Source organism: Kitasatospora sp. NPDC023118, from assembly GCF_055560875.1.
Genome location: NZ_JBVHHW010000016.1, coordinates 71,078 through 91,203 on the forward strand (window position 1 = coordinate 71,078; position 20,126 = coordinate 91,203).

The 20,126-nt window shown below is 73.6% G+C and carries 20 protein-coding genes and 1 pseudogene; 13 read left to right on the forward strand and 8 right to left on the reverse strand.

Annotated elements, in window-relative coordinates:
* Positions 1-205 precede the first annotated feature (205 nt).
* A complete protein-coding gene (locus ACZ3UD_RS21785; RefSeq protein WP_465590003.1) occupies positions 206-1,285 on the reverse strand; it encodes a hypothetical protein in 1,080 nt (359 codons plus the stop codon).
* Positions 1,282-2,127, reverse strand: a complete 846-nt coding sequence (locus ACZ3UD_RS21790; protein WP_465590317.1) for an RNA polymerase sigma factor — start codon at positions 2,125-2,127, stop codon at positions 1,282-1,284. Before ACZ3UD_RS21790 ends, ACZ3UD_RS21785 begins: the two co-directional genes overlap by 4 nt.
* Positions 2,128-2,428: 301 nt before the next feature.
* Here ACZ3UD_RS21790 and ACZ3UD_RS21795 point away from each other — a divergent pair, with 301 nt between their 5' ends.
* From ACZ3UD_RS21795 to ACZ3UD_RS21805, 3 genes are all read left to right on the forward strand, one after another.
* Positions 2,429-3,166: a VC0807 family protein gene (locus ACZ3UD_RS21795; protein WP_465590006.1), complete on the forward strand. Its 738-nt coding sequence runs from the start codon at positions 2,429-2,431 to the stop codon at positions 3,164-3,166.
* A 185-nt stretch (positions 3,167-3,351) separates the two neighbouring features.
* Positions 3,352-4,089: a tyrosine-protein phosphatase gene (locus tag ACZ3UD_RS21800; RefSeq protein ID WP_465590009.1), complete on the forward strand. Its 738-nt coding sequence runs from the start codon at positions 3,352-3,354 to the stop codon at positions 4,087-4,089.
* Positions 4,090-4,233: 144 nt separating this feature from the next.
* Positions 4,234-4,995 (forward strand): Clp protease N-terminal domain-containing protein, encoded by a 762-nt coding sequence (locus ACZ3UD_RS21805; RefSeq protein WP_465590012.1) that lies wholly within the window; start codon positions 4,234-4,236, stop codon positions 4,993-4,995.
* Between the two features lie 75 nt (positions 4,996-5,070).
* Here the strand turns inward: ACZ3UD_RS21805 and ACZ3UD_RS21810 are convergent, their stop codons facing one another.
* On the reverse strand, positions 5,071-5,562 hold the full coding sequence (locus tag ACZ3UD_RS21810) for an NUDIX domain-containing protein (RefSeq protein ID WP_465590015.1): 492 nt from the start codon (positions 5,560-5,562) through the stop codon (positions 5,071-5,073).
* Between the two features lie 115 nt (positions 5,563-5,677).
* On the opposite strand from ACZ3UD_RS21810, the gene ACZ3UD_RS21815 reads away from it, so the two are divergent.
* The gene (locus ACZ3UD_RS21815) at positions 5,678-6,085 is read left to right on the forward strand and encodes a hypothetical protein (protein WP_465590018.1); all 408 of its coding nucleotides are present in this window, start codon (positions 5,678-5,680) and stop codon (positions 6,083-6,085) included.
* Here ACZ3UD_RS21815 and ACZ3UD_RS21820 read toward each other — a convergent pair.
* The 4 genes from ACZ3UD_RS21820 to ACZ3UD_RS21835 all read right to left on the reverse strand — a co-directional run bounded on the left by ACZ3UD_RS21820 (position 5,993) and on the right by ACZ3UD_RS21835 (position 9,161).
* Positions 5,993-6,970, reverse strand: a complete 978-nt coding sequence (locus ACZ3UD_RS21820) for a sigma-70 family RNA polymerase sigma factor (RefSeq protein WP_465590021.1) — start codon at positions 6,968-6,970, stop codon at positions 5,993-5,995. The two genes, ACZ3UD_RS21815 and ACZ3UD_RS21820, sit on opposite strands and share 93 nt — an antisense overlap.
* A gap of 73 nt (positions 6,971-7,043) precedes the next feature.
* The gene (locus ACZ3UD_RS21825) at positions 7,044-8,291 is read right to left on the reverse strand and encodes a serine hydrolase domain-containing protein (RefSeq protein WP_465590024.1); all 1,248 of its coding nucleotides are present in this window, start codon (positions 8,289-8,291) and stop codon (positions 7,044-7,046) included.
* Between the two features lie 211 nt (positions 8,292-8,502).
* Entirely contained in the window at positions 8,503-8,775 is a 273-nt protein-coding gene (locus ACZ3UD_RS21830) for a hypothetical protein (protein ID WP_465590026.1), read from the reverse strand.
* A gap of 119 nt (positions 8,776-8,894) precedes the next feature.
* Positions 8,895-9,161, reverse strand: a complete 267-nt coding sequence (locus ACZ3UD_RS21835; RefSeq protein ID WP_465590029.1) for a UBP-type zinc finger domain-containing protein — start codon at positions 9,159-9,161, stop codon at positions 8,895-8,897.
* A gap of 250 nt (positions 9,162-9,411) precedes the next feature.
* Between ACZ3UD_RS21835 and ACZ3UD_RS21840 the strand changes: the two genes are divergently transcribed.
* On the forward strand, positions 9,412-12,321 hold the full coding sequence (locus tag ACZ3UD_RS21840; protein ID WP_465590032.1) for a lysylphosphatidylglycerol synthase transmembrane domain-containing protein: 2,910 nt from the start codon (positions 9,412-9,414) through the stop codon (positions 12,319-12,321).
* 11 nt (positions 12,322-12,332) lie between these two features.
* Here ACZ3UD_RS21840 and ACZ3UD_RS21845 read toward each other — a convergent pair whose 3' ends face one another.
* Positions 12,333-12,530, reverse strand: a complete 198-nt coding sequence (locus tag ACZ3UD_RS21845) for a hypothetical protein (RefSeq protein ID WP_465590034.1) — start codon at positions 12,528-12,530, stop codon at positions 12,333-12,335.
* A 181-nt stretch (positions 12,531-12,711) separates the two neighbouring features.
* Here ACZ3UD_RS21845 and ACZ3UD_RS21850 point away from each other — a divergent pair, with 181 nt between their 5' ends.
* The 8 genes and pseudogenes from ACZ3UD_RS21850 to ACZ3UD_RS21885 all read left to right on the forward strand — a co-directional run bounded on the left by ACZ3UD_RS21850 (position 12,712) and on the right by ACZ3UD_RS21885 (position 20,124).
* Positions 12,712-13,179, forward strand: coding sequence for a carboxymuconolactone decarboxylase family protein (locus ACZ3UD_RS21850; protein ID WP_465590037.1), 468 nt, complete (start codon positions 12,712-12,714; stop codon positions 13,177-13,179).
* Positions 13,180-13,374: 195 nt separating this feature from the next.
* Complete coding sequence (locus ACZ3UD_RS21855; protein WP_465590039.1) at positions 13,375-14,019, forward strand: class I SAM-dependent methyltransferase; 645 nt, start codon at positions 13,375-13,377, stop codon at positions 14,017-14,019.
* Positions 14,016-14,594, forward strand: coding sequence for a TrmH family RNA methyltransferase (locus ACZ3UD_RS21860; protein ID WP_380608578.1), 579 nt, complete (start codon positions 14,016-14,018; stop codon positions 14,592-14,594). Before ACZ3UD_RS21855 ends, ACZ3UD_RS21860 begins: the two co-directional genes overlap by 4 nt.
* A 172-nt stretch (positions 14,595-14,766) precedes the next feature.
* Entirely contained in the window at positions 14,767-15,654 is an 888-nt protein-coding gene (locus tag ACZ3UD_RS21865) for an ABC transporter ATP-binding protein (protein WP_465590042.1), read from the forward strand.
* Positions 15,648-17,219 carry an ABC transporter permease gene (locus ACZ3UD_RS21870; protein ID WP_465590045.1) on the forward strand — a complete coding sequence of 524 codons (1,572 nt, stop codon included), beginning with the start codon at positions 15,648-15,650 and terminating at the stop codon, positions 17,217-17,219. Before ACZ3UD_RS21865 ends, ACZ3UD_RS21870 begins: the two co-directional genes overlap by 7 nt.
* A gap of 139 nt (positions 17,220-17,358) precedes the next feature.
* Positions 17,359-17,910, forward strand: a complete 552-nt coding sequence (locus ACZ3UD_RS21875) for a hypothetical protein (protein WP_465590048.1) — start codon at positions 17,359-17,361, stop codon at positions 17,908-17,910.
* An 18-nt stretch (positions 17,911-17,928) separates the two neighbouring features.
* Positions 17,929-18,030: pseudogene (locus tag ACZ3UD_RS21880) on the forward strand (DNA-binding response regulator); the annotation flags it as partial.
* A 348-nt stretch (positions 18,031-18,378) separates the two neighbouring features.
* Positions 18,379-20,124: an N-6 DNA methylase gene (locus ACZ3UD_RS21885; RefSeq protein ID WP_465590051.1), complete on the forward strand. Its 1,746-nt coding sequence runs from the start codon at positions 18,379-18,381 to the stop codon at positions 20,122-20,124.
* The last annotated feature ends 2 nt before the right edge of the window (positions 20,125-20,126 follow it).

Consider the following 20,126-nt stretch of genomic DNA (forward strand, 5'->3'; position numbering starts at 1 on the left):
GGGCCCGCCTGGCCGGGGGCGCATCCGGGGTGAGCGCCTGCCGGGCCGGCCGGGGCCGGCCGGGTGGACGGCGGGCACGGGGGAGCCGACCGGCCACCCGGGGTCTTCGGGTGGTTGTGCGTCCTGCGGGTGGTGCGGGTGGTTCAGTCCGGGTGGGCGACGAGCCCGGGGGGAGTCGCTCGCCGCCCACCCGGAGTTCTGGGGGTCATCTCCGGGCCGACTGGTCGTCCTCGGAGGGGACGGTCCTGCTCGGACGGATGTCCGGCGGGGTGGGTGCGACCGGTGGGGTCGGGACGGTCACGCCGCCCTTGCCGGGTTTGGCGCCGCTACCGCCGCTGTCCTGGCCGTTGGTGCCGCCGCCGTTGGCGTTGGCGTTCGGGCCTCCGTTGGCGTTGGCCTTGCCGGGGTCCGCGCCGTTCCTGCCGCCGTCGGCCCCGGAGCCGGGGCCGCTGCCCGTACCGGAGCCGGTACGGCCGGGGGTGCTCGGCTGTCCGGTGGCGCCCTGGTGGTCGCCGCCCGGTCGGCCCCCCTCGCAGTAGTCCGTCACGCTGTCCGCCCCGCCGGCCGCCGCGATCAGCGGGCCGAAGAGCGGGTCGGCGGCCAGCTGGTGCGGGCGCTCGCCCTTGCCCGTGCGGTCCGCGAAGCCCTGGCAGAGCGGGACCAGTGCGGACGGCAGGACAGGGCGGGCGCCGTGTCCGTCGGTCGTGGGGGTACCGGGCGCGGCGGTGTCGGAGGGGACCGCCGCCTGCGGCCCGCCGGAGGCGCCGACGGACGGCCGGGCGGCCCCGGACGGGGTCGAGGAGGCGGAGCCCGTGCCGGCCGTGCCGGAGGCGGACGCGCCCGACGAGGTGCCGGTCGAGCCGCCCGGGACGGTCACCGTGTGCTCCGGTTCGGACGGGCCGCCGCCCAGGGAGGACGGCAGGTTACCGGTGCCTGCGGCGACCGCGACCCCGCACAGCGCGGTGGCTCCGAGCACGGCGGCAGCGGCCTTCGTGCTGAAGGCCCTGGCCAGCGCGGCGGTTGCCATCGATCGTCTCCGGACGGGGGTCACTACGGGGTCGGGCGTGAGACTCGCCTCCCGGAACGCGGCCAGTGCGGCCTCCTCCCCGGCCAGTTCCGCCGCCGTCGCCGGGGCGGCGGCCGCGGCCAGCACCCGGGCGACGTGCCCGGGACCGTCCGGTCCGGTGAGCGAGGCGTCCTGCCCGGCCGACGGGCCGCCCACGGCACCGCCGAGCAGTTGCTCGGCGGCATCACGGTCGATCCGACGGGATCGGTTGGTGCTCATCTCATGTCCTTCAGCGTCGCGGCCCGGCGTTCTGTCACACCCTGCGGAGAACTTTTTTTCGCGAGTCTCCTCGTGGGTTCCTCGGTGGACTCGCCCGCCGATTCCTTCACCGGGCCCGACGGCTGGTTTCCGGCCCCCGGTTCGGCCCGGCGGGCGGCCGGGATGCCGGCCCCGGACGCGAACGGCTGCTCCAGCAGCTTGGCCAGCCGCCGCAGCCCCCGGTGGGCGGCCATCCGGACGCTGCCGGCCCGCTTGCCGAGCACCCGGGCGGCGCTCTCGGCGTCCAGCTCCATGACCACTCTCAGCAGCACCGCCTCGGCCTGGTCGCGCGGTAGCCGGGAGATCAGCGCCAGCGCGTCGGCGGTGCCGACGGCGGTCAGCGCGGCGCCCGCGGTGTCGTCCCCGGCCGCGAGCTCGACCAGGTACTCGAAGGGCAGGTCGGCGACCGGGCGGCGGCGCCGGGCGCGCAGGTGGTCCATGGCCCGGTTGCGGGCGATGGTGGCGGCCCAGCCGCGGAAGCCGTCCCCGTCGCCGGAGAAGCCGCGCAGGTCGCGGGCGATCTGCAGCCAGGCCTCGGAGGCGATGTCCTCGGCGTCCTGCATGTCCTCGGGCCGTCCGCCGACCAGCACCCGCAGGTAGCGCAGCAGGCCCGGCTGGACGGTCCGGAACAGCAGCCGGAAAGCCTCCTCGTCCCCGTCCTGTGCGGCGCGGACCGCCTCGGTCAGGTCGGGGGGAGCGGGGGCCGGGCCCCGCGGTGGGTCGGCGGGAGGGACTGGTCCGGACCGGCCGAGGGGGCTGCCGGCGCCCGCTCCGGGGTGTTCTGCACTCTGCACCCGCCACATCATGCGCCATCCGGGCGAACGGGTCGGCGCCGGACCTTCAGCCCGCCGGACGGCACCCGCCGGGTGCTGCTCGTCCTGGACGACGCCGTCGCCGCCGTCCGCCGCTGGGCACGCTGGGCCGCGAGCTGTGCGTCAGCCCCTTGGGAACGTGCAGGTCGGAGGGCATGTCATGGAGCGCACCGTGACAACTGTCATGCGGATCCGGCAACGGACGGCACTGCTCTGACGGGGGGTCGGCCGGAAAAACTGGAGGCACGACGCGGGCCGGAGCCCGCGGCCACCAGTCGGGGAGGAACCCACCATGAGCAGCCAGACCGTCAGCGCCGCCGGCACCACCGCCCCCGCCGCCTCTCCGGCCCAGGGCGCCGCGCACGCCAAGGCGCCGAACCCGCTGGTCTCCGGGCTCCGCCCGCTCGCCCTCGACGTGGTCGCCCCGCTGGTCGGCTACTACGTGCTGCACTCGGTCTGCGGTCTGAGCGAGTTCGCCGCGCTGGCCTGGAGCAGCGCCTTCCCGGCCGGCCGGACCGTCCTCGGGCTGCTGAGCGAGCGCAAGCTCAACCTGTGGGCCACTCTGATGCTGGTGGTCAACCTGGCGGGCCTGGCGCTCACCTTCGTCACCGGCGACGCCCGCATGATGATCGCCAAGGACGGCGGGCTGAGCGGCACCGTGGCACTGGCGATCCTGGTCTCGGCGCTGGTCGGCCGGCCGGTGATGACCCCGATGCTGATGCCGTTCGTCACCAAGGGAAACCGGGAGCGCGCCGGCGCCTGGCAGCGGCTGGTCGAGGGCCGGGCGGCCGCCTCGCGGGCCTTCCGCCGCCACGAGCGGGTGTTCGCCGGGATCTGGGGCACCGCGCTGCTGACCGAGTGCGCGGCCCGGGTGATCGGCGCCTTCACCCTGCCGGTCTCGACCATGGCCTGGCTGTCCACCGTGTTCCTGATCGGCGCGATCGTGGGCGGTTCGATGCTCGGTCAGATCGCGGTCGAGCCGATCGAGAAGCTGGTCAGCGCCGAGGCCGAGCACCCGACCGCCGCCTGAGCCGCCTGAGCCGTCTGCCACCCGAGCCGCCTGCCGCCCGAGCAGCCAGACCGGCCAGGCATCGACAACCGCCTGAATTGCCGGTTCCGACGATTCGAACAGTCAGGAACCATCGGAATCCTCCGGGAGTCCTTATAACGAGGGGGTAACGGGACCCCCCGAAACGACGAACCGGGGAGCCCACCATGCGGACGAACGCGCTGACCACCACCGAGGACCGCACCCTCGCCTGGGACGGCTGCCTGAACGTCCGCGACCTGGGCGGACTGCCCACCGCCTCCGGTCGGCTGACCGCCCGCGGGGCGATAGCCCGGGCCGACAACCTGGACCGCCTCACCCGCGAGGGCTGGGACGCCCTCCTCGACCACGGTGTCCGCACCGTGGTCGACCTGCGCGACACCGAGGAGTACCAGCCGCTCCTCCCGCTCCCCGAGGGCGTCGAGCTGATCCGCGTCCCGCTGGACGAACTGGCCGGCTCCGCCTGGTGGGACACCTACGGCCGGCTGGACGGCACCCCGCTGGCCCTGCGCCCCTACCTGGACCACTGCCCGCACGCCGCCGTCGCGCTGATCTCCGCGATCGCGGGCGCCCGCCCCGGCGGCCTGGTGGTGCACTGCGGCGCCGGCCGTGACCGCACCGGCCTGGCAGCGCTGCTGCTGCTCGCCCTGGCCGGGGTCGACCGGGCCGCGATCGCCGAGGACTACCTGCTGAGCGGCCCCAACGTCCGCCCGCTCTACGGGATGCTCGGCCTGTCGGACCCGTACCAGCGGATCGACGCGGTGCTGGCCGAGGCCGGGACCACCGCCGAGGCCGTCCTGGAGTCCACGCTCGACGGGCTCGACCCGGCGGGCTACCTGCTGGCGGCGGGGGCCACGCCGGCCCAGATCGCCGCCGTCCGGGACCGGCTGCTGCCCGCCGCCTAAGGCCTGTCCGAGGACCTTACGGGACCCGGCTCGGAGCGCGGCCTGGCCTGGCCTGGCCTGGCCTGGCCTGGCCGCGGGAACGCTACTCACGGGTAGCGTCAACCGATGGTTGACGATCATGGATCGACAACCTATGGTTGACGCATGGAGAATCCCGTTGTTCCCACCACCACTCCGCTGCGCCTCGACGACCTGATCGCCGCGATCAAGAAGGTCCACGTCGACGCGCTCGACCAGCTCTCCGACGCGGTCATCGCCGCCGACCACCTCGGCGACCTCGCCGACCACCTGATCGGCCACTTCGTGGACCAGGCCCGCCGCTCCGGCGCCTCCTGGACCGACATCGGCCGCAGCATGGGCGTCAGCAAGCAGGCCGCCCAGAAGCGCTTCGTCCCCAAGGACCCGGGCACCCTGGCCGACCTCGACCCCAGCCAGGGCTTCTCCCGGTTCACGCCCCGGGCCCGCAAGGTCATGGTGGCCTCGCAGGAGGAGGCCCGACAGGCGGGCAACGCCGAGATCACCGCCGAGCACATCCTGCTCGGCCTGCTCGCCCAGCCCGAGGGCATCGGGCTCAAGGCGCTCGCCGCCCAGGGCGTCACCCCGGAGGCCGTCCGGGCGGCGGCCACCGCCGTCCTGCCGGCCGCCGTCGAGCAGGCGGTGCCCGCGCTGATCCCGTACGACGCCCAGGGCAAGAAGGTGGTGGAGCTGACCTTCCGCGAGGCGCTCAAGCTCGGACACAACTACGTCGGCACCGAGCACATCCTGCTCGCGCTGCTGGAGTGGGAGAACGGGCAGGGCGTGCTCGCCGGGCTGAAGGTGGACAAGTCCGAGGCGGAGACCTTCATCTCGGAGGCCATCGCCGCCATCATCGCCGCCCGCGACGCGGAGGCCGAGCAGCAGCAGTGAGGAACCGGCGCCCTGCCCCGGACGGAACTCCCCTCCGGGGCAGGGCGCTTCCGTACGCTTGCGGTCAACCGCGCGCTAGAACCCGGAGATGTGGGTGGTGACGATCCGGACCCGACCGTCGACGGCCGCCTCCAGCGCCGCCCGCAGTCGGGCCGAACGGGCCGGGCCGAGCAGTTCCAGGGCCTCCTCGACGGGGGCCCAGCGGTAGGTGTCCAGCTCGCCGGCCGGGACGGTCACGGGGGTGCCGTCCGGGACGGTGCCGAAGTCGAACATGAAGTGCTCGGCCGGGTGGTCCAGTTCGCCCGAGGGGTGGGTCCAGGAGATGGCCAGCAGCTCGCCGGCCTCCCTCACGATGCCGGTCTCCTCCTCCAACTCCCGCACGGCGCACTCGACCGGGCCCTCGCCCAGGTCGATCGTCCCGCCCGGGAACTGCCAGTGCTCGCGGTACCCCGCCTTCACGATCAGGATCCGGCCGGACTCGTCGCGCAGCAGGCAGCCCGCCGCCGCGTAGATCCGGGGCAGCGAGGCCAACCATTCCTCGCGGGACCTCAAGGGTTCGGCCGTCACTGTGCTCCTCCTCGGGCAGGGTGGGTGCGGTCGCCCCCCACTCTGCCATCGGACGATCCGACAACGGATCCGCCCCGGACCGATGAGTCCGCGCCCTCCCGAGGGTCCAACCGGTATGAGGACCACACCGGACGAAGCCGTACTGACCTGTGACCTGGGCGCGCTGACCGCCCCCGACCTGGCCGTCGTCGACGCCCTCGCCCGGCTGCGGCTGACCGCAGCCCGGCACGGGGTCGGCCTGGTGCTGCTGAACGCGGACGGCCCGCTGCGGGAGCTGCTCGCGTTCAGCGGGCTCTCGGCGCTGCTGCCGGGAGCGGCGGATCCGCTGGACCTCGCGGAACTCACGGAGTCGGCGGCCCTGACCGAGCTCGCAGAGCCGGCGGCCCTGACGGAACTCGCGGCACTGACCGAGCTCGCGGAGCCGGCGGGGCTACTCGGCGTCCAGCCGGGGCGGGAGGCCGAAGAGCGGGAAGAGCACGTCGGTGTCCAGGAAGTTGGTGAAGCCGGTGATCCGGCCCCCTGACACCTCCAGGACGACCAGCGCCCACGGCTCGTGCCCGCCCGCCGGGCTCGGCCGGTACTGGGCGAAGGCCGGGCCGCCGTTGGCCGTCACCGGCAGCAGCCGGGAGCCCCGGCAGCCGTGCCCCGGGCCCAGCATCCAGGCCCGGATCTCGTCCTGCCCCTGCAACCACATCGCGAACGGCGGCATGTTGAGCGTGACGTCCTCGTGCAGCAGCGCGGCCAGGCCGTCCATGTCGTACGCCTCGAAGGCGCGGACGTAGCGGTCCAGCAGCGCGCGGTGGTCCGCGTCCAGTGCCGGGGCCGGGCGGACGGCCGAGGCGTCCGCGGCGAGCACCGCGCGGGCTCGCTGCAGCGCGCTGTTGACCGAGGCGACCGTGACGCCGAGCAGTTCGGCCACCTCGGCGGCCTTCCAGCCGAGCACCTCGCGCAGGATCAGCACCGCCCGCTGCCGGGGCGCGAGGCGCTGCAGCACGGCGACGAAGGCCAGCTTCACCGACTCGCGCTGGGCGGCCACCTCGGCCGGGTCCCCCGTCTCCGGGAGCACCCGGCCGTCCGGCGCGGGGCCGATCCAGGTCACCTCGGGCAGCTGGGTGCCGCTCGCGGTGGCCACCGTCACCGGCCCGGCCAGGTCCATCGGACGGGCCCGGGCGCCCCGGCCGTTCAGCGCGTCCAGGCAGACGTTGGTGGCTATTCGGTACAGCCAGGAGCGCAGCGCGGCCCGGCCCTCGAAACCCTTGTGCCCGCGCCAGGCCCGGACCATGGTCTCCTGCACCGCGTCCTCGGCCTCGAAGACCGAGCCGAGCATGCGGTAGCAGTAGCCCGTCAACTCCGTGCGGTATCTCTCCAACTGGAGCTCGACCGGCTCCTCCGTGATCACCTCGGCCATGGTCGCCCCCGTCGTCCTGCCGCGTTCTGATGTGCCGACAGGAACCTAGCGCACGGCACTGACATCAGTCGGGTCACTTCTTGCCGTACGCCTGACCGGAACCGAAGCCGGTGGTCAGCAACTTCCACTGGGTGGGGGCCTCCTGGCCGTCGATGCCGGTCGGGTTGAGGCTGACCACCACGGTGCGGGAGAGGTCGCGGGTGGCGAAGACCGCACTGGTGTAGCCGGGGCGGGAGCCGGTCTTGCCCCAGACCTCGACGCCGTTGGGCAGGACGGCGCGCAGCAGGCCGCCCGTGCTGAAGCAGGCGTGCCCGGCGGTCGGGCCGATGTCGCAGTTCTTGTTGTGGTGGTTCGGCAGGTCCGGGACGTCGAACAGCTCGGTCTGCTGGGCGGGCGGCAGCAGCCGGCCGCGGAAGAGGGCACCGAGGAAGTGCTCCAGGTCGGCGGCGGAGGAGATCATGCCGCCCTCGGCCCACGGGTACGGGCTCTGCTCGGTGACGTCCACCCGGTCGGCGCTGCCGTCGGCGGCCTTGACGTCCAGGTAGCCGGTGGCGCGCGGGCCGCGGATGTCGAGGTCGCCGGCGTCCGGGACGTAGGTGGCGTGCAGGCCGAGCGGGCGGGTGATCCGCTGCCGCACCTGATCCGCGTAGCTGTCGCCGGTGACCTTCTCGATCACCATGCCGGCGATGAAGTAGTTGTTGCCGTTGTACTGCTGGGCGGTGCCGGGCGGGAAGCTCATCGGCTGGGTGAGCATGTCGGCCACCACCTGCTCGGGGGTGAACCCGTCCGCCTTGTGCGCGGCGAACCACCCCGTGCTGCCGTCGCCGGAGGTCATGCCGCCGCCCCCGGGCAGGCCGCTGGTGTGGTCGAGCAACTGGCCGACGGTGACCGGCGGGTAGTCGGCCGGGAGCAGACCGGGCAGGTACTGCTGGACGGTGCCGTTCAGGTCGACCTTGCCCTCGGCGACGAGTTGGAGCATCACCGTCGCGGTGAACACCTTGGTGATGCTGCCGATCCGGAACCTCGCGTCGGCCGGGACGTCATCCCCGGAGGTGCCGTGCCAGCGGGCGTCCGGGCCGGCGGTGCGCACCAGGGCGCCGGTGATGTCGCCGGGGAGGGCGTGGACGGCGGCGTCGAGGGCGTCCCGGTCGAGCGGGCCGGGTCGGGACGTCGCGGTGGCGGTGGCGATGGCGGTGGTGGTGGCGGCCGGCGGGGCGTCGGCGGCCAGGGCGGGGGACGCGGCGCCGACCGTGACGGTGGTGAGCAGCGCGCCAGCCGCCACAAGGGTAGTCCAACTGCGGCTGGGGATGGGGGCGTTCATGCGGGGACTCTCCAACGGCGGTGCGCCCGGAGGGGGCGGCGGCTCGGACGGGACCGAGTCTTCGGGAGAGCGGCCGCTCGCGACATCGGGGAACGCCCGGAGACGCCCCGGAGACGCCCCGGACACCGCCCCTGATCATGCGTCAGGGGCGGACGCCTGGGTCGCGGCATCCGCCCCCGCGGGGCCGTCGGGCGGCGTCGGGCGCCGCCGGTCAGTGGGCGGAGTGCTTCTCCGCGCCGCGGTGCCGGTGCCCCTTGAGCTCCGCGTGCATCGACGGTGCGGCGTGCATCGCCGAGGTCGCCGCGTCGCGCCCGCCGTGGCGGAAGGCGTCGCCGGAGAGGTACCCGGCGCCGTAGGAGGATATGGCCGCGGTGCGCGGCTTCGGCCCGAGGCTGCTGGGCGTGCTCGCCATGCCCCGGCGTTCCAGCAGGTCCTGGGCGCCCTGGCGGAGCTTGGCGGTGCTGCCCGGAGTTCGCTTGGTCATCGTCGGCCTCCCTTCGGCGGCCACGGCCGGACGGATGCCGACCGGAGGGCCGCACGGGCGTTATGTCCGGATTTTATCCGGGTTGCGGGCCGGTGCCACCGGGGCGGCCCCTGCCCCGGTCAGCCCATGACCTCGTGGACGAAGCACCAGCGCCAGTCCTCCCCCGGCTCGTAGGAGCGGATCACCGGGTGGGAGGTGTCGTGGAAGTGCGCGGTGGCGTGCCGCTGCGGCGAGAAGTCGCAGCAGCCGATGTGGCCGCAGTCCAGGCAGACCCGCAGGTGCACCCAGTCCCGGCGGCCCTGGGCCAGGCAGTCGGCGCAGCCGTCGGTGGGCGGGAGGGGCTTGATGTCCCGGGGGGCCATAGCGAGGTCTTCGCAGGCACTCATGGTCGAAGGCTATGACGGCCCGGGCCGGGCCGCCTCAGGACACGCCCCGGGCTCCGGGGGTTGTACCAGGGGTCGTACCGGGTCTGGTGTCGGCGGCCGTCCACGCACCTGGGCCGGTGAGCCGTCGACGTCCAGGGCCTCGTGGCCGAAGCCGAGGTCGCCGACCGGCGGGTGCTGGCGACCCGGCAGGTGTAGCGGCCGCGCGGGATCCCCGCTCCGGGGTCACGGGTGGCATGGGAGCATGCCACCCGTGGCGATCGTGACGGGGAGAACGAACGGGGGCACCGGCGGGGGCGGCGGCGCCTCCTCCACCGGGCGGGCGGATACCGGCGGGGGCATACCCCGGCAGCCTGGGCCCCGGGCGCCCGGGGCCGGGCAGCCCGGAGACGGCCAGCCCGGGGCCCGGCCGCCCCGGATGCGGCCGCTCACCGACACCGGCCGGATCCGGCAGCCCGTCGCCCTGATCAGGCTGCTCACCGGCCTGCTCGCGATCGCGATCACCCTGCTGCTCGCCGGCTACGCCCGCGCCACCACCGGGGGCTTCGCCGCCGACGTCGCCGAAGCCGCCGCACTGGTGCCGCGCCCCCTGGCCGGCCTCGCCGGCGGGCTCACCACGGCCGCCGTCCTGCTGCTGCCGTTCGGACTCGCCGTCCGCCGGCTGCTCGGCCCGGACCGGCGGCGCGCCCTCCAACAGGTCTCCGACGGGCTGCTCGCCGCCGTCCTCGCGTACGGCGCCACCCTCGCCCTCGGCCTGTGGGCGGACGACCTCGCCCCGACCTCGCTGGTCGCCGCGCTCACCCAGCGGCTGCCCGCCGACGTACTCGCGCACACCGAACCCGTCTACGGCTACCTCGCGCCCGTCCTCGCCTTCATGACCGCCTCCGGCAGCCGTGAACGGCGCCTGCCCTGGGCCGTCCTCGCCCTCTCCGGCCTCGCCGGACTGGCCGGCGGCTACGCCACCCCCACCGCACTGCTGCTCGGCCTGCTCATCGGCTGGACCGGCGCCCACGGCGCCCTGTACGCCGTCGGCACCCCGGACCCCCGGCCACGGCCCGGCGAGGTGCTGCGGGCCCTGCGGGACAGCGGGCAGCGGCCGGTCGAGGCCCTCCCCGTCGGGCCGGACCGCTACCGGGTCCGGCAGGCCGACGGGTGGCCCGAACTCGACGTCCAGCTGCTCGACCGGCAGGCCGTCACCGCCGCCGCCGTCCGGCGTGCCTGGCGCCGACTGCGGCTGCGCACCGCCCCGCACCCTCGCGCACTGCGCTCCCCGCGCACCGGGCTGGAACACGAGGCCCTGGTCACCTACGCGGCCCTCGCCGCCGGCGTCCGCACCCGCCGCATCGCCGCCACGGCCGGCCTCGGCCACGACACCGCCCTCATCGCGTACGAGCACCTGGCCGGCCGCACCCTGGACCAGCTCGCCGACGAGGAGATCACCGACGGCCTCCTCGCCGACACCTGGCGCCAACTCGCCCTCCTCCAGCGCCGCGAGATCGCCCACCGCGCCCTGGTCCCCACCTCCGTGCTGATCGACGACACCGGCGCCGTCCACCTGGTCGACTTCGCCGACGGCGACATCGCGGCCAGCGAACTCGTGCTCCGCTGCGACATCGCCCAGCTCCTCACCACCCTCGCCCTGCGCGCCGGCGCCGCCCGCTCCGTCCACACCGCCACCACCGTCCTCGGCCCCGACCCGGTCGCCGCCGCCCTCCCCCTCCTCCAACCCATCGCCCTCGCCCGCACCACCCGCCAGGCCCTCAAACAGCACGCGAAGCCGAATGCCGCCACCGCGCAGGACAACGGGCCGAGCACGCCCCCGGCCGCCGTGGAGTCGGAAGAAGGGCTGAGCAGGGGCGCGACCGCTGCGGCGCCGGGACGGCGGGGCGAGGAGACCGAAAGGTGTGCCGATCTGCGACCTGCGATCCAGCCGGGCGCCGAAGTCGGCGCGGCAGGCTCCGAGCCGCAGCGGAGTCACGGCGGCGGCGAACACGCCCCCGTACCCGCGCCCCGAGCCGCGGCGCCGGCCGAGAGCGCGCACGAGGCGCAGCCGGGCGCCGGAACCGACCTGTCGGCTCCGGCGCTGGTGACCGCCTCCAGGAACGGGTCCGCCACAGCCGTCGACGGGCAGCCCCGGGGCCCCCGCAGCGCCGAGGTTCCGTCCGGGGGGTTGTTGGAGGAGATCCGGGCGGAGGTGGTGCGGGGACGGCCGGAGGTGGTCGGGCGGCCGGTGCGGCTGGAGCGGTTGCGGCCGCGGACCTTGCTCGCCGTGGTGGCCGGGTGGCTGCTGATTCCGCAGTTCTTCGCGGCGGAGGACAATCCGGTCGCGGCGTTGGCCGACGCCGATCCGTGGTGGCTGGTGTTGGCGCTGGTGGCGGCGGGGTCGAGCCACGTGGCGTCGGCGATGGGGTTCGTCGGGTTCGTGCCGGAGAGGCTGGACTTCCGCAACGCGGTGCTGGCGCAGTTGGCCGGGGCGTTCGTGAAGCTGGTGTCGCCCGGGGGCGTCGGCGGGATCGCCTTGAACACCCGGTTGTTGCAGCAGGCGAACATCCCGACCGCGCAGGCGCTGTCCAGCGTCGGGGTGGGGCAGTTGATCGGGCTGGTGCTGCACCTGTTGCAGCTGGGGGCCTTCGTCTACCTCCTGGACCTGCAGCCCGGCGGTTCGGAGCTGGACGCACTGCCCGCGGTGGTGGGCGGGCTGGCGGTGGCGGCGGTGCTGCTGGCGCTGGTGTGGGCGATCCCGTCGGCGCGGCGCTGGCTGGCGGCGCGGCTGCGGCCGTTGACGGCCGAGGTGCTGCCGCGGCTGCTGGATCTGCTGCGCAATCCGGGGCGGCTGGCGGTGGGGGTGGCCGGGCAGCTGCTGGTGTCGATCTGCCTGATCGCCTGTCTGTACTGCTGCGTGCGGGCGATCGGCCGCGAGCCGTCCTTCGCCTCGGTGGCGGTGGTGTTCCTGGTGGGCAATGCGGCGGGCAATGCCGCGCCGACCCCGGGCGGGGCCGGCGCGGTGGACACGGCGCTGACGCTGGGGCTGCAGCAGAGCGCGTCGATGGAGAAGGGCGGGGCGCTGGCGGCGGTGGCGCTGTTCCGGCTGCTGACGCTGATCCTGCCGGTGCTGCCGGGTTGGGCGGCGATGACCTGGCTGCAGCGCCGCAAGGCGCTGTAGGACGGCGGGTCCTACTCCCGGTAGTCGTCCTCGTCGAGCTGGACCACCCGGCTCTGTTCGGCGGCGTCCGCGACGTCGGTGGCCGGGTCCGCACCGAGGGCCCGGCGTTCGGCGACCTCGTCGTACTCGCCGCCGGCGGTTTCCTCGTCGTCGGGTTCGACGGTTTCGACGGCCTCGTCGATCAGGTAGTCCTCGTGATTCTGCGGCATGGCGTCCGTCCTCGCTGTTCGGAGGCTTCACGGGTGGCGGTACTGGCAGTATCCGCCGCCGGGCGGCCGGACGCGATGCGCCGGGGCCGCTCCGGCGTGTTGCCCGGAGCGGAATTGACCCACGAAACAGGTGTCCCAATGACCCAAGGAACAGGTTCATTCCGTGCCTAGGGTCGTAGCCATGACGACGAACGACACCACCGCCGCCCCCGCCCGCCTCGACTACGCCCGCACCGCCCCGAAGGTGTTCCGCGCGATGATCGCCCTGGACGCCGCCGCCCGTGAGGGCCTGGACCCGGCGCTGGTCGAGCTGGTGCAGATGCGCACCTCGCAGCTGAACGGCTGCGCGTACTGCCTGGACATGCACGCCAAGGACGCCCGAAAGGCCGGCGAGACCGACGAGCGGATCTACCTGCTGCCGGTCTGGCGCGAGGCCCCGGCCGGGGTGTACAGCGAGCGCGAGCGGGCCGCGCTGGCACTGGCCGAGGAGGTCGCGCGGATCGACGGCGGGGTCTCGGACCCGGTGTACGCCCGGGCCGCCGAGCACTTCGGGGAGGCGGAGCTGGCGCAGCTGATCTCGGTCTGCTTCACCATCAACGCCTGGAACCGGATCAACGTGGCCACCCGCAAGACCCCCGGCACGCTGTAGCGGCCGCCCGCACCGGCGTCGCCCCGCGGGCGGGAGTCCGAGGACGGGCCCCGCGGCCGCGCGGAACGCGCCGCAGGCCACCGGGGGTACGATCGGTGCCGTACCCAGGGCTTACCCGCACCCACCCGGTGGCCCCGAGGCCCTTACGAACGACGGCCCCCGCGAACGACGGCCGCAACGAACGACGGGAAGTCCATGTCCGGCTCGCACTACTTCACCGGTGCACCCGAGGTCGCCAGCGAGCGCCGGCCGATCACGGTCTCCCTCCCGGACGTCACCCTGGAACTGACAACCGACGCCGGGGTGTTCTCCCGCAGCCGACTCGACCCGGGCACCCGGATCCTGCTGGAGCACGCCCCGCAGCCGCGGGTGCGCGGCCCGATCCTGGACGTCGGCTGCGGCTACGGCCCGATCGCGCTGACCTGGGCGACCCGGCGCCGACGGCTGCCGGTGTGGGCGGTGGACGTCAACGAGCGGGCGCTCGAACTGGTGCGGCTGAACGCCGAGGCACTGCGGCTGGGCAACGTCCAGGCCGCGCTGCCGGACGACGTCCCGGAGGACGTCCGCTTCGCCACCATCTACTCCAACCCGCCGATCCGGATCGGCAAGGCCGCGCTGCGCGGGCTGCTGACGCACTGGCTCGGCCGGCTGACCCCGGACGGCTCGGCGTTCCTCGTGGTGCAGAAGCACCTGGGCTCGGACTCGCTGCAGAAGTGGCTCAACGAGCAGGGCTACCCGACCTCCCGGGTCACGTCGGTCAACGGGTTCCGGATTCTGGAAGCGCGCCCCCGCCCGGATACGGGCGAGGGCTCCGAGAGTGGACGGGGTACCACGTCGTGAAGCAGTTGCGCGGGACCGAACTGAAGCGTCTGCACCGCTCGTGGCGGCGCAGCAACGAGTTCCGACTCGCGATGATCCTGGAGAACCTGCAGTCGCCGTTCAACGTCGGCTCGGTGGTCAGGACCGGGGCGGCGATGGGCGCCGAGAAGCTGTACCTGACCGGGGACACCCCGTCGGTGCGCTCGTCCGGCGCGCAGAAGGCCGCGATGGGCACCGACAAGTACCTGAAGGTCGAGCACTTCCCGACCGTCGCCGAGGCGGTGGCGGCCGCGAAGGCGGACGGCTTCAAGGTGGTCGGGCTGGAGCTGGCGGACGAGGCGGTGCCGATGTTCGCCGCCGAGCTGACTCCGGCGGTGGCCTTCGTGCTCGGGCACGAGGACCGCGGGATCACCCCCGAGGCGCTGGCGCTCTGCGACCAGGTGGTGTTCGTGCCGCAGCTGGGCCGGGTCGGCTCGCTGAACGTCTCGGCGGCCGCGACGGTGGCCTGCTACGAGGCGCGCCGCCAGGGGTACGCGATCAGCGGCACCCCGGACGGCAGCGACCTCGGCGGCGACCTCGGCGGCGACGAGGAGTAGGTCCGTACGACGGCGACAACGGTGGCGGGGTGGGCCCCACGGCCCGCCCCGCCGCCGTTTTCCGCACACCCCGCCGCTGTTTTCCGCACGCCCCGCCGCCGTATTCCGCACACCGCGGATCTCTGCCATATGGCAGATGTCGGCAGCCGCCCCGACCGGAAGCATTCCGGGGGTGACCGAACTGCAGATCCTCGACCTGACCAAGGAGTACCGCGGCGGCCGGCGCGCGGTGGACTCCTTCTCACTGACGCTCCGGCCCGGGGTGCTCGGCCTGCTGGGGGCCAACGGCGCCGGCAAGTCGAGCCTGATGCGCATCCTGGCCACGGTCACCCGGCCCACCTCGGGCCGGGTGCTGTGGGAGGGCGTCGACATCGCCCGCCGGCCCGGACCGTTGCGCCGCACCGTCGGCTACCTGCCGCAGGACTTCGGCGTCTACCCGCAGCTCACCGCCCGCGAGTTCCTCGGCTACCTGGCCGCCGCCAAGGGGCTGCGGCGGCGCTCGGCCAGGGCCCGGATCGAGGAGCTGCTCCAGCTGGTGAACCTGTCCGGGGCGGCCGGGCAGCGGCTGGGCGCGATGTCCGGCGGGATGCGCCAGCGGGTCGGCATCGCCCAGGCGCTGCTCAACGACCCGGCGCTGCTGATCGTGGACGAGCCCACGGTCGGGCTGGACCCGGAGGAGCGGCTGCGTTTCAGCAGCCTGCTGAGCGGGCTCGGCGCCGAGCGGATCGTCGTACTGTCCACCCACATCGTCCCGGACGTGGCCGCCGCCGCCGACCGGATCGCCGTGATGGGCGACGGCCGGCTGCTGCACCACGGCAGCCCGGAGGAGCTGCTGCGCGGCGCCGAGGGCTCGGTCTGGGAACTGACCGTGACGGCCGATCAACTCCCGCCGCTGCGTTCGCGGTTCCTGCTCGGCGGCACCACCCGCACCCCACAGGGGGTCCGGGCCCGGGTGCTGTCCGGACACCCGCCGGCACCCGGGGCGCAGCCCGTACCGCCCCGGCTGGAGGACGCGTACCTGCTGCTCACCGCCGGGCCCGAGCGGGTGCCGGCGTGCTGACCAGGATCGGGGCGCTCGCGCTGGCCGACTTCCGGGAGCGCCGGCGGCGGCCGGGCTATCCGGTGGTGCTGCTCGGCACGCTCGCGCTGGGGCTGCTGGCCGCACCGGTGGGCGACTCCCGCTGGGAGGTGTTCCAAGTGACCGACCTGCACGGCCGCTACACCAGCGGCTACGTGGGGACGGTCACGGCGCTCGGCGGGGCGGTCTGGCTGTCGCTGGCGGGCTTCGGGATCGCCCGGGGCACGGTCGTCCGGGACGAGGAGAGCGGCGTCGGCCAGCTGCTCGCCGCCACCCCGCTGAGCCGGATCGGCTATCTGGCGGGCAAGTTCGGCAGCAACCTGCTGCTGTTCGGCTCGATGCTGCTCGCGCTGGCCGGGACGGCGCTCGGGGTGCAGCTGGTCAAGGGGGACTCGGACCGGGTGGACGTGGTGCGGCTGCTGCTGCCGTACGTCCTGATCGCGCTGCCGCTGCTGGCGGCGGTGGCCGGGTGCGCGGTGCTCTTCGACACCGTACGCGGGCTGCGCGGCGGGCTGGGGGCGATGGTCTGGTTCGCGGTCTGGCTTGTCCTGGTGCTGGGCGCGCAGGCCGGCGGCGGGCCGGACCTGCTGGGCATGCGGCGGATCACCGCGTCGATCCGGGAGGTGCTCGCGGCGGGCGGGCGGCCGGTGGACGGGGTGGAGTTCGCGGTCGGCCTGACCGCGGACAACCGGGTGACCGGCAGCTTCGACTGGCCCGGCCTCGGGCCGGGCGAGGCGGTCGGACCGGCAGCCACGGGGTTGCTGCTGGTCGGCATGGCGGTGGGGATCGCGCTGGTCGGGGCGCTCTGGTTCGGCCGCTTCGACGGTGCCGGGGCCGGTCGAAGCGCCCGCCCCGCCACGGCCTCGGAGGCGCAGGCACCCGCGGCCGGGGCCGAGACCGCCCCGGCCGGCTTCGCCCCCGACCCGGCCCGGCTGACCCCGGCCCGGGAGGGCCGCAGCGGCCTCGCCGCCGTGCTCGGGGAGCTGCGGATCCTGGAGCCGGGCCGACGGCTGTGGTGGTGGGCCGGGGCGGGCGTGCTGGCCGTGGCCGCGGCGGGCGTCGCCCCGGACAGGCCGAGCCACCAGGTGCTGCCGTTCGCGATGCTCTGGCCGGTGCCGCTCTGGTCCCGGCTGGGCCACCGGGCGGGCGGCGGCAGCGTCGGCGAGTTGCTCGGCGCCTGCCCGTCCCCGCTGCGCCGGGGGCTGGCCGGGCTGCTCGCCGGGATCCTCCCCGCGCTGGCGGTGACGGCCGTGCCGGCCGCGCGCCTGCTCGGCGCCGGGCAGTCCCGGGCCGCGGCGGGGGCGCTGGCGGGGGCGCTGCTGGTCCCGGCGCTGGCGCTGCTGCTCGGCGGCCTCACCCGTGGCCCCCGGCTGTTCCAGACCGTCTACCCGCTGCTCTGGTACGGAATGGTCAACCACGTCGCCGGGCTGGACTTCCTCGGCGTCTCCGGGGAGCGGGCCCCGGCCCCGGCGGCGGTCGCGGGTGTCGCCGCGGCGCTGGCGGCGGCCGCGCTCGCGCTGGACGCGGTGCGGCACGCCACCCGCTGAGCCCCCCGGAGGAGGACCGGTTCCCCCACCGGGGGGAGCCGGTCCGTTCGTACGGTGGAGGCCGCGGCCGGGGGTCGGCTGGGAGCTTGGAGGCAGCCGGGCAGCAGCCCGACTCCCTTCTTCCCGTAGAGGATCGATCATGCGCAAGACCACCGCCGCCGTCGCGCTCGCCACCGCCGTCACGGCCCTCGCCGCCGGAACGGCGGGCACCGCCGCGGCCGCGCCCGTACCGGCCGGGCACCTCGCCCTGCACAGCTGGACCCTGCTCAACGAGCACGGCCCGGGCCCCAACCCGGGCGAGCGGCTCACCGCCCGCGTCGACGCCCGGACGGTCGACGGCCGCGCCCGGGGGCACGCCGTGGCCCAGCACGTCTTCACCAAGGACGGCACCGTCCGGGTCGAGTTCGACATCGACTGCCTGACGGTCGACGGCAGCGGTGCGGTCACCGTCACCGGGCCGATCGATCTCGTCACCGTCACCCCGGTCGGCGGCCGGCCGACCACCTCACGGCCCGGCTGGCACCCCGAGGCCGGGCTGACCTACTACCCGGCCGACGAACACGGCGAACGCCGGGTCGGCTGGGCCGCCTCCGACTACCGGAACCCGAACGCACCAGCCAAAGTAACCAAGTGCACCCCGGTCCCGGCCGGCCTCTGGGTCATCGAAGGCGGGACCGTCCTGCACCGGTAGCAGCGCCCCGGAGACGGTCGAGCCGTCGCCAAGCACATCAGCGACATCTTCACCAAGCTCAACCTCCTCCCCACCGACGCCGACAACCGCCGCGTCCTCGGCGTCCTCGCCTACCTCGACCCGCCCAACCGCCCCGCCCCGCCCAACACAAGAGGCCCGGTCAGAACATCTGACCGGGCCTTCCCTGAGCCGCCTGCGGGATTCGAACCCGCGACCTACGCATTACGAGCCCGAAAGTGATCATGCTGGCTGCTGCCAGCATCGATCACCTAGTGATGAACCCGCAGGTCAGAGCGTTGCGCTGTGATCCACGATCCCGCCCGAACCGGCACATGTTGCCCCGTCCGCTCACGCATCGCTCACGCAGATCAGCCCTGGCCGAGGTCACCAAAAGATGAACCCTGGGACGCTGGTGGCTGCCTCTGGCAGAGTGGTCGTCTCTGCTAGACGATTCTCGTGAGGAACCTTGTGAGCGCGCTCGGTAGCTTCATCTGGTCAATCGCTGACCAGCTTCGAGGCCCCTACCGTCCCAACCAGTACGGGACAGTGATCCTCCCGTTCACGATCCTGAGACGGCTCGACTGCGTACTCGAGCCGGACCGCGCGGTGGTACGGGAGCTGGCTGCGAGGTATGAGAACCCGAACCGGCTCAAGGTCGAGGTCAAGAAGGTCACGGGGCGGACGTTCTACAACACCTCCAACTACGAGTTCGCGAACCTGCTGGCCGATGCGGACGGGCTGGCGGACAACCTCGCTGACTACATCGACCGGTTCTCCGCCGACGTGGACGTGTTCGAGTACTTCGACTTCAAGAAGGAGATCCTGGCCCTGGAGAAGGCCGGGCTCCTGCGCGAGATCGTCAAGTCCTTCGGCGCTGTCGACCTGCATCCCGACGTGGTGTCCAATGCGGACATGGGGGATGCGTTTGAGTACATCATCCGCAGGTTCAACGAGGCCGCGAACGAGACCTCCGGAGACCACTACACGCCGCGCGATGCGATCCGGCTGCTGGTCGACCTGCTCTTCGCAGAGAAGGACGTCGACCTCACTGAAGGCAGCATCATCCGCTCGCTGTACGACCCCACCGCCGGCACCGGCGGCATGCTTTCCCTGGCAGAGGAGCACCTGCTCGACCAGAACCCCGACGCCAAGCTGAGCCTGTACGGCCAGGAGTACAACCCGCAGTCGTACGCCATCTGCAAGTCCGACCTGCTCGCAAAGGGCCACGACGCGACCAACATCGCGTTCGGCAACACGCTTACGGATGACGCCTTCAAGGGCCGCCAGTTCGACTACTGCATGTCCAACCCGCCATACGGGGTGGACTGGAAGCAGTACGCCAAGGCAGTCACGAAGGAGCGCGACTCCGCCGGCCCCTACGGCCGCTTCGCGCCGGGACTCCCCGCGACCTCGGACGGCCAGATGCTCTTCCTGCTCCACCTGGCCCACAAGATGCGCGCACCCGAGGACGGCGGCGGCCGCGTCGGCATCGTCATGAACGGCTCGCCGCTCTTCAGCGGCGCCGCCGAATCCGGCCCCTCCAACATCCGCAGATGGCTGCTGGAGAACGACCTCGTCGAGGCGATCATCGCCATGCCGACCAACATGTTCTTCAACACCGGCATCGCTACCTACGTCTGGATCCTCGACAACACCAAGCACCCCGACCGCCAGGGCAAGGTCCAGCTCATCGATGGCACATCGTTCTGGACCAAGATGCGCAAGAACCTCGGGTCCAAGGGACGCGAGATCAGCGACGATGACCGCGCCAAGGTCGTGCGGCTGTACGCCGACTTCGAGGACGCTGACCCCGACCTCTCCAAGGTCCTGCGCAACGACGAGTTCGGCTACTGGACCATCACCGTCGAACGCCCCCTGTTCGATGAGGACGGGAACCCTGTCGTGGACCGCAAGGGTAATCCGAAGCCCGACTCGAAAAAGCGTGACACCGAAAACGTGCCCTTCACCTACGGCGGCTCAACCATCGGCGCGGCAGGGGAGCGCGAAGTCATCCAGACGTATTTCGACGAGGAGGTAAAGCCACACGTTCCTGACGCCTGGATCGACTGGACCAAAACCAAGACCGGCTACGAGATCCCCTTCACCCGCCACTTCTACAAGTACATTCCGCCCCGTCCGCTTGCCGAGATCGACGCCGATCTGGATAAGCAGGTTGGCAAAATCCTCGAGCTGCTGCGGGAGGTAGAGCAGTGACG